Source organism: Variovorax sp. GW821-FHT10D07, assembly GCF_059415325.1.
Map to the genome: position 1 here is coordinate 1 of NZ_JBWKMZ010000007.1, position 15,844 is coordinate 15,844.

A 15,844-nucleotide genomic window follows, 5' to 3' on the forward strand; every position below is an offset into this window, starting at 1 on the left:
CTTGGGTCTGGCTCGCTGAAGCACGTATCCTCGCTACTAGGCTGGCCGCGTAGATCATTTCAAATACACCCTCTGAGTCAACGAAGCGGCGGTGCGCGGAAGCCCGCGGCGGCGAACTGCACCAGCTGCTCGATCAGCTCGTTGGAGTCCTGCGCCGTGGCGTTGCCCTGGGAGAGCCGCTTGAAGCTGCGTCCATGCGGCCGCGTGGCGGTCAGGATCGCGCCCACGAGGAAGAACAGCCGCCAGACCAGCGTTTCGCGCGGAATGCCCGGCAGGCAGGCCTCGAGCATCGAGAGAAAGCGGAAGTTGATGGCGTCGTAGATCTCGACGATCAGCTGCTCCGACAGCTTGCCCTGTTCGGCATTCAGGCTGAATGACAGCGTGGTGACCGGGCTTTCCTTGGCCAAGGATCGACCTTCGAACATCGGCGCCACCCAGGCGCGCACGATCGATTCGACCGTGAGCGTTCCCGCTTGCTCGAGCTGCTCGAAGTTGGCGGCGCGCTTGTCGTTCAGCGGCGCGGCGACCTCCTTGAACACCTGCACGAACAGACCTTCCTTGCCGCCGAAGTAGTAGGAGATCAGCGCGGAGTTGGTCTTGGCGCGGTCCGCGATCTCGCGGATCGACACGCCGCGGTAGCCGTTCTTGATGAACAGATGCGTCGCGGCCGCTAGCAGCCTGCGCTGCACATCCGCGTTCTTTTCCTCGGCGCCGTCGGCGCGGGACTTGGTGTTCGTGGCCATGAAATCCGGGCGTGCATCCTTCTTAATCAATGATTAAAGCACGGAACGGTGTCGGCTTCCATAGGGGAAATCCGGGCCGCGGCACCGCTTGTCTCCGTTTCATGGCCGAACCTATACTTTAATCATTGATTAAAAACCGGCCGCGATCCACCGCGGCCTCTAGCACAAGGAAGCAGCACCCCATGCATGAGACATCGACCGGGATCGGGACACCGAGCCACGACGCGCCAGACAGCGGCGCCCGCGAACGCAGGCAGATCGCGCAGCAATGGATCGAGGGCTTCGACGACGCGCTTCGACAGCGCGACTGCCATCGTGCGGCCAGCCTGTTCGGTGACGACGGCTATTGGCGCGACATCCTGAGCTTCACCTGGAAGATCGCCACGCGGCAGGGAGCGTCCGAGATCGCGGAAGCACTGCAGTCCACGCTCGAGGCCTGCGGCGCGACCAACTTCCGCCTCGAAGCGCAGGCGCCGATGCGAGGCCAGCTCGGCGGCGTCGAGACCCTCGAGGCCTTCTTCCGCTTCGACACCCGTGTCGCGCACGGACGTGGCTTCCTGCGACTGACGCCCGACCCGGCCCAGCCTGGCGGCTGGAAGGCGCTGAACTTCCTCACGACGATTCACGAGTTGAAGGCATTCCCCGAAGACCCGTTCCTGACCCGTCGCCGCGAGAGCACGGGCCGCCGCAGCGTGGACAACTGGCTCGACCGCCGCCAGGCCGCCGCCGAGTTCGCCGAGAAAGATCCCGAAGTCCTGATCATCGGCGCCGGGCAAGCCGGCCTCGCGCTGGGCGCACGCCTCGCGCAGCTCGATGTCGCCACGCTGATCGTGGACAGGCACGAGCGCGTGGGTGACAACTGGCGCAAGCGCTACCACTCGCTGACGCTGCACAACGAGATCTGCACCAACCACCTGCCCTACCTTCCCTTTCCCAAGACCTGGCCGGTTTACATCCCGAAGGACATGCTGGCCAACTTCATGGAGTTCTATGCGATGAGCATGGAGCTCAACGTGTGGAACCGCACGAGCTTCCTCGATGGCACCTACGACGCCACGGCCAGGCGCTGGACGGTCCGCGTGCAACGAGCGGACGGGTCCATCCGGACGCTGCGGCCGAGCCAGGTCGTGATGGCGGTCGGCGCGAGCGGCGTTCCCAAGGTGCCGCGCATCCGCGGGCTGGAAGACTTCGGCGGCCAGGTGGTGCATTCGAGCCGCAGCACCGACGACCTCGAGGTCGCGGGCAAGTCCGTGCTGGTCGTCGGTGCCGGCACCAGTGCGCACGACATCGCGCAGGACCTGCATCTGCGCGGCGCCGAGGTCACGATGCTGCAGCGCTCTTCCACCACGGTGGTCGGCCTGGAGCCCGCATCGGTGCGCGCCTATGCGATCTACCGCGCCAACGAAGGCGTGCGGCCGATCGAGGAAACGGACCTGATGAGCGCCGCGATCCCCTTCGACCTGGTCCGGCAGCTGCACGGTCCGCTGAGCCGCCAGATGGCGCAGGACGACAAGGAACTGCTGGAAGGCCTGCGCAGCGTGGGCTTCATGCTCGACAACGGCGAGGACGACACGGGCTTCTTCATGAAGCTGCTGCGCTCCCTCAGCGGCTACTACCTCAACGTCGGCGCGTCCGACCTGATCGTCGAGCGCAAGATCAAGCTCAAGACCGGCGTGGGCATCGAGCGCGTGAAGGACAAGGAGGTGCTCTTCACCGACGGCGCTGCGATACCCGCCGACATGCTGGTGATGGCGACCGGCTACCAGCCGCTGCAGGAGGCCGTGCGCACGATGTTCGGCAGCGAGGTCGCCGAACGCGTCGGCCCGATCTGGGGCATCGGCCCCGATGGCGAGATGCGCAACATGTGGGTGCGCACGCGCCAGGAAGGCTTCTACGTCGCCGGCGGCACCTTGACCATGTGCCGCTTCTACTCGCACGTCACGGCGCTGCTGATCAAGGCGGCGCTCGAGGGCCTGATCACGCCCGACGCTGGCACCCCGGGGGCACGGCAATGACCGATGCGGCACAGGGCTCTGCGGTCGCGAAACCGCGCGCCGGTTTCTCGTCCCGCGCGCGCAGCCCCTGGTGGGTGGTGGTTGCCGCGGTGCTCGGCACGCTGGTGGGCAACGGGCCGCTGCTCCAGTTCAGCTTCAGCGTGTTCGTCAAGCCGCTGGCGGAGGCTTTCGCCACCGACCGCGCGACCATCTCCTCGGCGATCCTGGTGGGCTTCGTGGTGACGAGTCTCTCGACACCGTTCGCGGGACGGCTGGTCGACCGGTATGGCGTGCGCGCGGTCGTGCTGCCGGGGATCGTGCTGTTCGCGCTGTCCATCGCGGCCCTCGGCGTGGTGCCGCAGACGCCGCTGCAGTTCATCCTCATGTACGGCGTGGCCGGCGTCTTCGCGGCGGCGCAGTCACCGCTGCCCTATGCCAAGGCGGTGACCGGTGCGTTCGAACGCCATCGCGGCCTCGCGCTCGGCCTGTCGATGGCGGGCGTGGGCCTCGGCGCGGCCCTGCTGCCGCATCTGGCCCAGGCGCTGATCGCGGCGCACGGCTGGCGCACCGCGTTCGTCGGACTGGGCGCCACGGTGCTGCTCGTCGCCTTCCCGCCGGCCTGCCTGCTGCTGAAGGAGCCCGTGCCCGCGGCCTCGCTCGCGCGGCAGGCCGCGCCGGGCCTGAGCGCGCGGGAAGCGTTCCGCACGAAGCAGTTCTGGTGCCTGGCCCTGGTCTTCTTCGCGGTCGTGATGGCCTGCGGCGGGACCATCGCGCACATCACGGCGATCCTCACCGACCGCGGCGTCTCGGCGCAGCTGGCGACCACGGCGATCAGCGCGGCGGGCATCGCGCTCATCATCGGGCGGCTGCTCGCGGGCTTCCTGCTCGACCGCATCTTCGGTCCGTACGTGGCGCTGGTCTTCATCCTCATGCCGTTGATCGGCATCGTGCTGCTCCATGCGCCCGCGCATCCCGCGATCTACCTGATCGCCACCGTGTGCATCGGCCTGGGCCTGGGCGCCGAGGTGGACCTGATCGCGTTCTTCATCTCGCGCTACCTTGGGATGCGCGCCTTCGGCGAGATCTACGGCTATCTGTTCGCGGTCTTCATGTTCGGTTCCGGCCTCGGTCCGTTCCTGATGGGGCTGTCGTACAGCCGCCTGGGCAGCTACGGGCCCACGCTCGCCGGGCTCGCGATCGGACTCGTGGTGGCGAGCGTGGCCGTGATGCTGCTGGGGCCCTACCGGTATGCACTCGGGCGGCAGGGGGAGAAGCATCCATGAACGAGACCCTTTGGGGCGTGGATCCGGCGCTTCGCGAGGCCCTGCGCCAATCGGCCCAGCTGGCCGCGGCGCACGGCAACCCGAGCGATGGCATCGCGGGCCTTCGGCGCGGCATGGAACTGACCCGCCAGTACTGGAACGAGGGCGGTCCGTCGATGCGCGCGATCGAACGCGTGCGCGTTCCCGTCGAGGGCGGCACCGTCTCGATCGTGGTCTACCGGCCGGAAGACGGCCCGGCGCTTCTGCCGGCCTTCGTCTACCTGCACGGCGGCGGCTTCAAGACCGGCTCCGAATGGACCAACGACCGGCAGATGCGCGAGATCGCCAAGGCCTGGGGCGGCATCGTCGTGAGCGCGGACTATGCGCATGCACCCGAGCACCGCTTTCCCGTGGCGGTCGAACAGACCGCCTCGCTGCTTCGCGCATTGCACGCACGCGGCGACGAATGGGGCATCGATGGCGACAGGCTCGCATGCGGCGGATGCTCGGCCGGTGCCAACGTGTCGTTCGGGGCCTCCGTCGCGCTGGGGCGCCAGCCCTGGCTGCAGGCAGCCGTCGGCATCGTCGGCGCGTTCAACGGGGACACCTCGACCGACTCGATGCGCCGCCATGGCAACGCCGGCCTGTTCCCGGACCTCGCATCCGTGCCGTCCATCTTCGGCGACTACCTTCCCGACGAGGCCAGCCGGAACGATCCGCGCGCCAATCTGTTGCTCGCGGACCTCGGACTGCTGCCGACCACCTTCCTGGCCGCGGCGCAGTTCGATGTGTTCCTCGACGCGTCCTCGGCCATGGCGCGTTCGCTCGAGTCCGCCGGGCGTCTGGATAGATTCAAGGTCTATCGCGGCATGACGCACCTGTTCTTCGGCTTCAGCCGCAGCGTGGAAGGCGCCGCGCAGTGCACGCGCGACATCGGCGGCTTTCTCGCGCGGGTCCTGCCGCCTTGATGTCGAAGACGCGCCGATGTCGCACGGGAATGTAGTCCCAGGACGGACAAGGCCTGCACCCCACGAGAGCGTAGACATCTCGATTCGATCCACTGAAGAGCCGCTTCGAACCATGGTTTCGCCCTACACCCTCCATATTCCCGATACGCGGCTCGATGCCATCCGCAAGAAAGTGGAGGCCTTCGATTGGACGCAGCTGCCGGACGCGGGAGGTTGGAGCGCGGGCGTGGGAATCAAGGATCTCCAACGCCTCGTCGACCACTGGCTGAACCGCTACGACTGGCGCGCGGTCGAAGAACGCCTGAACCGGCTGCCCAACTTCACGACCGACATCGAGGGCGAACGCATCCACTTCCTCCACCTGAAGGGAGACGGCTCCAAACCACCCCTCCTCCTGCTGCATGGCTGGCCGGGTTCCTACCTCGAGTTCGAGCAGCTGCTGCAGCCTCTGGCGTCGGATGGGCACGACGTCATCGTCCCTTCCCTGCCGGGCTTTGCCTTCTCCAATCCGATCACCGGCGTGATCGGCCCTCGTCGGGCCGGCGAGCTCCTGCATGGCTTGATGGGCCGGCTCTTCGGCCCGACGCGCTACATCGTCCAGGGCGGCGACTGGGGTGCGCACATCGCGAGCTGGATGGCATTCACCCACCCGGAAGCGCTGCTCGGCTTCCACATCAACATGATGAGCATCTTTGCCCAGGACGCCACACCCACGACCGCCGAAGAAAGGGAACGGGCTGCGCGCAGCGCCGCGATCCTCGACGAGGAGACCGGCTACAACCACGCGCAGGAGACGCGCCCGCAGACACTGGGCGTCGCGATGGCCGACAGCCCGGTCGGCGCGGCTGCATGGATCCTCGAAAAATTCGGCAAATGGGCCGACCTGCCGGCCCGGGCCGATGGCAGCCCGGACCTCTGGTCCAGGTTCTCGGAAGAGGAACTGCTGACCTCCATCATGCTGTACGTCGCACCGGCGGCGGTCGTCACCGCGACCTGGATCTACCACGGCAAGCGCCTCGAAGGATCCTCGCGCTTTCCCGCGGGCACGCGCATCCGTGTGCCCGCGGGTTTCGCCGCGTTTCCCGACCCCGTGTTCCTGCCACCGCTGCGCTCGTTTGCCGCGAAGACCTACGACATCGTGCATTGGACCGACATGGCGGCCGGCGGACACTTCGCCGCCTGGGAGCAACCCGAGCTGATGCTGGCCGACCTGCGGGCCTTCATCGCCACGGTGTCGGAAGCCGCTCGTGAATGAGCGGGCGCTGAGAAGCGTCGAGACCCGGACGCTGCGCATCGCGTACGAAGAATGGGGCGCCGACAGCGGCTGGCCCGTGATCCTGTCGCACGGATTTCCCTACGACGTTCACGCCTTCGACGACGTCGCCCCGATCCTCGCCGATGCGGGAGCCCGGGTGATCGCACCCTGCGCGCGCGGCTTCGGCCCCACTCGCTTCGTCTCCGACGCCACCCTGCGAAGCGGACAGCAGGCCGCGCGCGGCCTCGACATCCTTCAGCTCGCCGATGCGCTCGCACTGCAACGCCCCATCCTGGCCGGCTTCGACTGGGGCGGCAACGCCTCCTGCGTGGCAGCCGCCCTGTGGCCGCACCGCTTCGGCGGTCTCGTTTCCTACGCCAGCTACGACATCATCGACATCGGCGCGCAGCGACGTCCCGCCTCGCCGGCGCTCGAACGCGTCTGCTGGTATCAACACCTCTTCCAGACCGAACGCGGCCGACAGTGTCTGGCCGAGCATCGCCGCGAGCTGTGCAGGCTGCTGTGGGAAGCGTGGTCACCAGGCTGGCGGTTCGACACGGCGACCTTCGAACGCAGCGCCGCGTCCTTCGACAACCCGGACTTCGTCGATATCGTGATCCATTGCTACCGCCATGTCTTCGGCCTGGAAGCCGGGGACCCTGCGCTGCAGCCGCTCGAAGATCGCCTGGCCCGGCGGCCGGCGATCGCGATTCCGGCCGTGACCCTCGATGGGACGCAGGATCCCCTCAAGCCCGGTGGCACGAAGAGCGATGCGCCCCTGTTCGTTGCGGCGCATGAACACCGCGTCATCGAGGCGGGGCACAACCTTCCGCAGGAAAGGCCTCGTGACTTTGCCGACGCGGTGTCGACGGTTCGCAGCTGGCTCGTTTGAAACGCCGACAGCGTGCCCCGGCGCAACCCACGCTCCCATAATCGCTGCCTTTCCCCCGCACCGGATCCCATCGCCCCCATGAGCGCCGCCGACTTCCTCCTGTCCCCCTCCGTCCAGAAGCTCCTGCAGGTGCTCTACGGGAACCCCGAGGAACCCTTCACCACGAACGAACTGGCCCAGAAGACGAAACTCGACGCGGCCGAGGTCGAAGGCACGCTCGCGCACCTCGTCGGCAGCGGCATGCTGTCGCGGCAGGCCGCGAAGGAGGAACTGCCCGAGACCGTCATGCTCGACCGCGGCTTCGTCTTCTACCGCGAGCTGCGCCGCATCGCACTGAAGTCCTTCGCGGCGGCCGAGCCGGTGCGCGCGATGCTGCGCGCGAAGTTCAAGGACTCGGTGGTACGCGCCTTCGTGCTCGGCGAGGACAGGAACGGCATCGTGGAGGTGCTCGTCGTGCATGGCGCCGTGACGCCCGACGAGGCGGCGATGACCGCCGCCTGCCAGAAGCTGTCGAAGGCCATCCATCGCCATCTGCAGGTGCACGTGATCTCGAGCGCGCGCTTCGAGCGCCTGACGCCGCGCGATGCGCTGGCCACGAAGCTCGCGGCCGACACGGCCTTCGAGATCATCGCGCCGGGCGACACCAAGGCGCGCCTGAAGCCCGAGCGCGCCGGGCTGCTGCACAGCGCGAAGAAGACGCTGGCGGCGCTGTCGCGGTCGGCACGCGGCGGCGCCTGATCGACCCCACCGCGAGCCCCGATCCGGCGCGGCGGAAGGACGCGAATTAGGCGCCATTTAATTACGCCGAAAGTCCTCGCCACACTTTTCTATTACCCACGGAATTCCGTGGGAATTAGGCAGTTTTTATTCAGCCAATACGCTGAGCGGCATCTCCAACATATTTGCCATACCCCTGCTGGGCGTATTGAAGTTGCTGCGACGCAACAAACTTTTTCCTCCTGCTTTTCCCTCTGAAAGTAAGCCGAACCGCCTCGAAAATGAGGCTTTCTGGGTGCAGTGCGAAAAACCCCAGGAAACCTTTCTTGCTCAATTGAGAGCGTGAAATATTGCCGCACTCGAAACTGCCATCGAAGTGACTGCAACCGCTTGTACATTTGGTTTTTAAATGTCAACGGAATGTCAATTCGACCCGCTGCGGATGTGCGAGAAGGCAGCTTCTGGCAATTCGCTTCGCGCCTGCAATGCCCCGTTGGCAACCCCATGTCCAACTTGGAGCAGCGCATGCAAGGCAGTGGTCCCCTGAGCAGTTCGGCGCCTCTCACCTCGGGTCAGATGGCGATGTGGCTGGGCGCGAAGTTCGCGTCGCCCGACACCAATTTCAACCTCGCGGAAGCCATCGACATCGACGGCCCGATCGATCCCGCCGTCTTCCTCGCGGCCATGCGCCGCATCACCGAGGAGGTCGAGGCCACGCGGCTCAACTTCGTCGACGCGGGCCAGGGGCCGCGCCAGGTGGTGACCCACACTTTCGAGGGCGAGATCCCCTACCTCGACCTCAGCGCCGAGTCCGATCCCGCGGCACGGGCCGAGCGCTGGATGCGCGCGGACTTCGAACGCAACATCGACCTCGCGCACGGCCAGCTGTGGCTGTCGGCGCTGATCCGCCTCGCGCCGGACCGCCACGTCTGGTACCACCGCAGCCACCACATCGTGCTCGACGGCTTCGGCGGCGGGCTGATCGCGCGGCGCTTCGCCGACATCTACAGCGCGATGGCCGAAGGCGCCGCCGAGGTGCCCGAGGCCTCGCGCCTGGCACCGCTGTCGCAGCTGGCCGAGGAAGACCGCGCCTACCGCGAATCGGGCCGCTTCCCGCGCGACCGCCAGTACTGGACCGAGCGCTTCGCCGACGCGCCCGATCCGCTGAGCCTCGCAGCGCAGCGCTCGGTCAACATCGGCGGCCTGCTGCGCCAGACGGTGCACCTGCCCGCGGCCAGCGTGCAGGCGCTGCAGCAGATCGCGCAGGAGCTCGGCACCACGCTGCCGCAGATCCTGATCGCCACCACCGCGGCCTACCTCTACCGCGCCACCGGCATCGAGGACATGGCGATCGGCATCCCGGTCACCGCGCGCCACAACGAGCGCATGCGGCGCGTGCCCGCGATGGTGGCCAATGCCGTGCCGCTGCGGCTCGCGATGCGCGCCGACCTGCCGATCCCCGAACTGATCCGCGAAGTGGGCCGCCAGATGCGGCAGGTGCTGCGCCACCAGTCGTACCGCTACGAGCACCTGCGCAGCGACCTCAACATGCTGGTCAACAACCGGCAGCTGTTCACCACCGTGGTCAACGTCGAGCCCTTCGACTACGACTTCCGTTTCGCCGGCCATGCGGCGCGGCCACGCAACCTCTCGAACGGCACGGCCGAGGACCTGGGCATCTTCCTCTACGAGCGCGGCAACGGGCAGGACCTGCAGATCGACTTCGACGCCAATCCCGCGGTGCACACCGCGCAGGGGCTGGCCGATCACCAGCGCCGGCTGATCGCCTTCATCGATGCCGTGATCCGGCAACCGCAGCAGGCCGTCGGCCATGTCGACCTGCTCGGTGCCGAGGAGCGCCGGCAGTTGCTGTTCGGCTGGAACGACACCGAACACGCCGTGCCCGACACGCACCTGGTCGCGCTGATCGAGGCCCAGCTCGCCGAGCGGCCCGAGGCCGTCGCGCTGCGCTTCGAGGGCGCGGCGATGTCCAACGCCGAACTGAACCGCCGTGCCAACCGCCTCGCGCAGTTGCTGCGCGCGCGCGGCGCGGGCCCCGAGCGCACGGTGGCGCTCGCGATCCCGCGTTCGATGGAACTGATGGTGGCGCTGCTCGCCACCTTGAAGACCGGCGCGGCCTACCTGCCGGTCGATCCCGATTTCCCGGCCGACCGCATCGCCTTCATGCTCGGCGACGCTGCGCCCGTGTGCCTGGTCACCACCGAGGCGCTCGCGCAGGTGCTGCCCGCCGACGCCCCGCGCCTGTTGATCGATGGGGCGCAAACGATTGCCGATCTGGCGAATTGCGACGAGGCCGACTTCGCAGTCGCGATCGATCCCGCGCACCCGGCCTACGTGATCTACACCTCGGGCTCGACCGGCCGGCCCAAGGGCGCGGTGGTGTCGCATCGCGCCATCGTCAACCGCCTGCTGTGGATGCAGGCGCGCTACGGCCTCGCGGCCGACGATCGCGTGCTGCAGAAGACGCCCTCGAGCTTCGACGTGTCGGTGTGGGAGTTCTTCTGGCCGCTGATCGACGGCGCCACGCTGGTGCTCGCCAGGCCCGGCGGCCACAAGGACGCGGCCTACCTCGCGGGCCTGATCGCCGACGAAGGCATCACGACGCTGCATTTCGTGCCCTCGATGCTCGAGGTCTTCCTGCGCGAGCCCGCGGCCGCCGGCTGCACCAGCCTGCGCCGCGTGATCTGCAGCGGCGAGGCGCTGTCCCCCGCGCTGCAGGCGCAATGCCACGAGCGCCTGGGCGCCGAGCTGCACAACCTCTACGGCCCGACCGAGGCCGCGGTCGACGTCACCGCATGGGAATGCGAACGCGCGCAGGCCTCGCCGAAGAGCGTGCCGATCGGCCGGCCGATCTGGAACACGCAGATGTACGTGCTCGACAGCGGCCTGCAGCCGGTGCCGGCCGGCGTGGCCGGCGAGCTCTACATCGCGGGCACAGGCCTGGCGCGCGGCTACCTGGGCCGGCCGCTGCTGAGCGCCGAGCGCTTCGTCGCCAATCCGCATGGTGCGCCCGGCAGCCGCATGTACCGCACCGGCGACCTCGCGAGCTGGCGCGCCGACGGCAGCCTGGACTACCTGGGCCGCGCCGACCAGCAGGTGAAGATCCGCGGCCTGCGCATCGAGCCCGGCGAGATCGAGGCGGTGCTGCTCCAGCATCCACAGATCGCACAGGCCGCGGTGGTGGCGCGCGAGGACGCTCCCGGCGAGAAGCGCCTGGTGGCCTATCTCGTGCCGGCCGAGTCCGCCGATCCGCAAACGGCCGAGCTGCGCACCCACCTCGCGCAGGCGCTGCCCGACTACATGGTGCCCTCGGCCTTCGTGAGCCTGCCCGCGCTGCCGCTGGGCCCGAGCGGCAAGCTCGACCGCAAGGCGCTGCCGCCGCCCGAGGTGCAGGCCGCCACGCCCTATGCCGCGCCGCGCACGCCCACCGAGAAGATCCTGGCCGGCCTCTGGGCCGAGACGCTGCATCTGCAGCGCGTGGGCATCCACGACAACTTCTTCGAGCTCGGCGGCCACTCGCTGATGATCGTGCAGCTGGTCTCGATGATCCGCCAGCAGTTCATGATCGACCTGCCGCTGGACACGCTGTTCCAGGTCTCGACCATCGCCGGCCTCGCCGAGTTGCTCGACCAGGAATCGGTGGCGCGGCCCAACCTGGTGCCGATGCCGCGCCCGGCGCGCATCCCGCTGTCCTTCGCGCAGCGCCGCCTGTGGCTGATGAACCAGCTCGAGGGCGCCAACCCGGCCTACAACATGCCGCTGGCGCTGCGCCTGTCGGGCACGCTCGACCGCGCGGCCCTGCATGCGGCGCTCGACGACCTGGTGCAGCGCCACGAGAGCCTGCGCACCATCTACCCGAACGAGGACGGGCTGCCGTGGCAGCAGGTGCTCGACGGCGCGCAGGCGCGCCCCGCCGTGCTCGAGGCCGACAGCAGCGAGGACGAGATCGCCGCGCAGCTGCACGCGGCCGCGGGCCATGCCTTCGATCTCGGCAGCACGGCGCCGCTGCGCGTCTCGCTGTTCAGACTGGCCGACGACGAGCACGTGCTGCTGCTGCTCACGCACCACATCGCCGGCGACGGCGCCTCGCTGCTGCCGCTGGCGCGCGACCTCAGCGTGGCCTACGCGGCGCGCTGCGAGGGCCGGGCGCCGGGCTGGACGCCGCTGCCGCTGCAGTACGCCGACTACGCGCTGTGGCAGCAGGAATTGCTGGGCAGTGAGGACGATGCAGAGAGCATGGCCGGACGCCAGCGCGCCTTCTGGCAGGCCACGCTGCAGGACCTGCCCGAGCAGCTCGCGCTGCCGGCCGACCATCCGCGCCCGCTGGCGACTAGCTACCGCGGCGACGTGGTGCCGCTGCAGATCGCGCCGCAGGTGCACGAGCGCATCCTGCAGCTGGCGCGCGACGGGCAGGCCAGCGTCTTCATGGTGCTGCAGGCCGCGCTCGCGGGCCTCTTGAGCCGGCTCGGCGCGGGCGACGACATCGTGATCGGCAGCCCGGTCGCGGGCCGCAGCGACCACGCGCTCGACGAGCTGATCGGCTGCTTCGTCAACACGCTGGTGCTGCGCACAGACACCTCGGGCCGGCCCAGCCTGCGCGAGCTGGTTTCGCGCGTGCGCGCCACCAACCTCGCGGCCTATGCCAACCAGGAGTTCCCGTACGACCGCCTGGTGGAGCTGCAGCGCAACGGCGCCGGCCGCGCGCGCACCAACCAGCCGCTGTTCCAGGTGATGCTGGGCTTCCAGAACAGCAGCCGGCTGTCGTTCAGCCTGCCGGGCCTGTCGATCACGCCGCAGCCGGTGGAGATCGACACCGCGAAGTTCGACCTCTCGTTCATCCTCAGCGAGCAACGCGGCGCCGACGGCCTGCCGGGCGGCATCGGCGGCGGCATCCAGTACAGCAGCGACCTGTTCGAGCGCGCCACCGTCGAGGCCATGGCCGCGCGACTGGCCCGGCTGCTCGAGGAGGCCTGCGACGCGCCCGACGCGCCGATTGCCGAGCTCGCGATCCTGAGTGCCGAGGAACAGCACCGGCTGCTCGCGCAGTGGAGCGGCCAGCCGCGCGAACTCGCACCGCGCTCGCTGGCCGCCATGGTGGCCGCGCATGCCGCCGAGCGCCCGCAGGCGCCCGCCGTGGTGCTCGACGACGCGACCGTCGGCTATGCCGAACTCGACGCGCGCGCCAACCGTCTCGCGCAGCTGCTGCGCGCCCGCGGCATCGCGCCGGGCGCCATCGTCGCCACGGTGCTGCCGCGCTCGCTCGACCTGGTCGTGGCCCACCTCGCGATCGTCAAGGCCGGCGCCACCTACCTGCCGATCGATCCGAACCACATGGCGGCGCGCAGCGCCTTCGTGTTCCAGGAGGCCGCGCCCGCGGCGGTGCTCACGCATGCGACGCTGCTGCCGCAGCTGGCCGACGTCGCGCATTGCATTGCGCTCGACGCCTCTGACACGCTTGAAGCGATCGCGATCCAGTCCGAGGCCGCGCCCTCGGCACCGCCCGCCGATCCGCGCGAGGCCGCCTATGTCATCTACACCTCGGGCTCCACCGGCCTGCCCAAGGGCGTGGTCGTGCCGCATGCGGGCCTGGCCAGCCTCGGCGCCGCCATGCAGGAGCGGCTGGCGATCACGCCCGACTCGCGCGTGCTGCAGTTCTCCTCCTGCGGCTTCGATGCCTCGGTGATGGACCAGCTCATGGCCTTCCACGCGGGCGCCGCGCTGGTGGTGCCGGGCGCGCAGCAGCTGCTGGGCAGCGACCTCGCCGAGCTGCTCGAATCCCGGGCCGTGAGCCACGCGCTGATTCCGCCGGCCGCGCTCTCGACGCTGCCGCCCGGCGAGTTCGCGGCGCTGCGAACGCTGATCGTCGGCGGCGACGCCTGCTCGGCCGAGCTGGCCGCGCGCTGGGCGCCGGGGCGTCGCATGGTCAACGCCTACGGCCCGACCGAGATCACCATCTGCGCGAGCATGAGCGCGCCGATGGAAGCCGGCCGGCAGCCCTCGATCGGCCAGCCGGTCTGGAACACGCGCATGTACGTGCTCGACGAGCTGCTGCAGCCGGTGCCGCTCGGCGTCGCGGGCGAGCTCTACATCGCGGGCGCCGGCGTGGCGCGCGGCTACCTGAACCGCGCCGCGCTCAGCGCCGAGCGCTTCGTCGCCGATCCGCACGGCGCGCCCGGCAGCCGCATGTACCGCAGTGGCGACCTCGCGCGCTGGCGCGCCAACGGCAGCCTCGATTTCCTGGGCCGCGCCGACCAGCAGGTGAAGATCCGCGGCTACCGCATCGAGCCCGGCGAGATCGAGTCGGCGCTGCTGCAGCATCCGCAGGTGACGCAGGCCGCGGTGATCGCGCGCGAGGACACGCCCGGCGACAAGCGCCTGGTGGCCTATTTCGTCGCCGCCGCCGATCCGCAGCCGACCGAGCTGCGCGCCCACATGGCGCGCGCCCTGCCCGACTACATGGTGCCCTCGGCCTTCGTGCACCTGCCCGCGCTGCCGCTCACGCCAAGCGGCAAGCTCGACCGCAAGGCGCTGCCCGTGCCCGAGCAGCAGGCCGCGGTGCAGTACGTCGCGCCGCGCACGCCCACCGAGGAACTGCTGGCCGGCCTGTGGCGCGAGACGTTGCGGCTGGAACGCGTGGGCATCCACGACAACTTCTTCGAGATCGGCGGCCATTCGCTGATGGCGATCCAGCTCGGCATGCGCATCCGCCAGCAGGTGCGCGCCGACTTCCCGCATGCCGAGGTCTACAACCGGCCCTCGATCGCCGAGCTCGCCGCCTGGATCGACGACAACGCGGGCACGGCCGAGGCGCTCGACCTGTCGCGCGAGGTGGTGCTGCCCGCGCATGTGCAGGCGCAGGCGGTCGCGCCCACGCTGGCACCGCGACGCGTGTTCCTCACCGGCGCCAGCGGCTTCGTCGGCAGCCACCTGCTGGCCGCGCTGCTGCGCGACACCGAAGCCCGCGTGGTCTGCCACGTGCGCGCCGCCGACGCCGAGGCCGGCGCGCTGCGGCTGAAGCGCACGCTGGCCACGCGCCAGCTCGAATCGATCTGGGACGACGCGCGCATCGAGGTCGTCACGGGCGACCTCGGCAAGCCGCGCCTGGGCCTGGACGACGACGCGGTACGGCTGGTGCGCGACGGCTGCGACGCGCTCTACCACTGCGCCGCGCAGGTCGACTTCCTGCATCCCTACGCCAGCCTCAAGCCGGCCAACGTCGACAGCGTGGTCACGCTGCTCGAATGGACCGCGCAGGGCTGCACGAAGACGCTGCACTACGTCTCCACGCTGGCCGTGATCGACCAGGCCAACAACCAGGAGGGCACGGTCACCGAGCGCTCGGCGCTCAGCTCGTGGCGCGGCCTGGTCGACGGCTACAGCCAGAGCAAATGGGTCGGCGACGCGATCGCGCGCGAGGCGCAGGCGCGCGGCATGCCGGTCGCGATCTACCGGCTGGGCGCGGTCACCGGCGACCACACGCATGCGATCTGCAACGCCGACGACCTGATCTGGCGCGTGGCCCATCTCTATGCCGACCTGGAAGCCATCCCCGACATGGACCTGCCGCTGAACCTCACGCCGGTGGACGACGTGGCGCGCGCCATCCTCGGTCTCGCGGCGCAGCGCGCCTCGTGGGGCCAGGTGTTCCACCTGATGGGGCAGGCGCCGCTGCGCGTGCGCGACATCCCGCCGGTGTTCGAGCGGCTGGGCATGCGCCTGGAGCCGGTGGGACTCGACCCCTGGCTCGAGCGCGCGCATGCGCGGCTCGCGGTGGGGCAGGACCGCGACCTCGCGGCGGTGCTCGCCATCCTCGACCGCTACGACACCTCGGCCACGCCGCCGCAGGTGTGCGGCGCGGCCACGCAGGCACAGCTCGAGGCGATCGGCACGCCGATCCGCCCGGTCGACCGCGACCTGCTGCAGCGCTACTTCGTCGACCTCGGCATCCACACCAAGGCGCGCCGCGCCCTGGAAACCACCGCTTCCTAAGGA

8 protein-coding genes are annotated in these 15,844 nt (G+C 69.4%); 7 read left to right on the forward strand and 1 reads right to left on the reverse strand.

Going from position 1 to position 15,844, the window contains the following annotated elements:
• Positions 1 to 77 precede the first annotated feature (77 nt).
• On the reverse strand, positions 78 to 743 hold the full coding sequence (locus AC07PU_RS20510) for a TetR/AcrR family transcriptional regulator (RefSeq protein WP_495319998.1): 666 nt from the start codon (positions 741 to 743) through the stop codon (positions 78 to 80).
• 182 nt (positions 744 to 925) lie between these two features.
• On the opposite strand from AC07PU_RS20510, the gene AC07PU_RS20515 reads away from it, so the two are divergent.
• From AC07PU_RS20515 to AC07PU_RS20545, 7 genes are all read left to right on the forward strand, one after another.
• Entirely contained in the window at positions 926 to 2,758 is a 1,833-nt protein-coding gene (locus AC07PU_RS20515; protein WP_495320000.1) for a flavin-containing monooxygenase, read from the forward strand.
• Entirely contained in the window at positions 2,755 to 4,020 is a 1,266-nt protein-coding gene (locus AC07PU_RS20520; RefSeq protein ID WP_495320002.1) for an MFS transporter, read from the forward strand. Before AC07PU_RS20515 ends, AC07PU_RS20520 begins: the two co-directional genes overlap by 4 nt.
• Positions 4,017 to 4,967 (forward strand): alpha/beta hydrolase fold domain-containing protein, encoded by a 951-nt coding sequence (locus AC07PU_RS20525; protein ID WP_495320004.1) that lies wholly within the window; start codon positions 4,017 to 4,019, stop codon positions 4,965 to 4,967. Before AC07PU_RS20520 ends, AC07PU_RS20525 begins: the two co-directional genes overlap by 4 nt.
• A gap of 112 nt (positions 4,968 to 5,079) precedes the next feature.
• On the forward strand, positions 5,080 to 6,222 hold the full coding sequence (locus AC07PU_RS20530; RefSeq protein WP_495320006.1) for an epoxide hydrolase family protein: 1,143 nt from the start codon (positions 5,080 to 5,082) through the stop codon (positions 6,220 to 6,222).
• Positions 6,215 to 7,114, forward strand: a complete 900-nt coding sequence (locus tag AC07PU_RS20535) for an alpha/beta fold hydrolase (RefSeq protein ID WP_495320008.1) — start codon at positions 6,215 to 6,217, stop codon at positions 7,112 to 7,114. The genes AC07PU_RS20530 and AC07PU_RS20535 overlap by 8 nt, the downstream gene beginning before the upstream one ends.
• A gap of 78 nt (positions 7,115 to 7,192) precedes the next feature.
• Complete coding sequence (locus AC07PU_RS20540; RefSeq protein ID WP_398493483.1) at positions 7,193 to 7,852, forward strand: hypothetical protein; 660 nt, start codon at positions 7,193 to 7,195, stop codon at positions 7,850 to 7,852.
• A gap of 483 nt (positions 7,853 to 8,335) precedes the next feature.
• Positions 8,336 to 15,841 (forward strand): non-ribosomal peptide synthetase, encoded by a 7,506-nt coding sequence (locus AC07PU_RS20545; RefSeq protein ID WP_495320010.1) that lies wholly within the window; start codon positions 8,336 to 8,338, stop codon positions 15,839 to 15,841.
• Positions 15,842 to 15,844 lie beyond the last annotated feature (3 nt).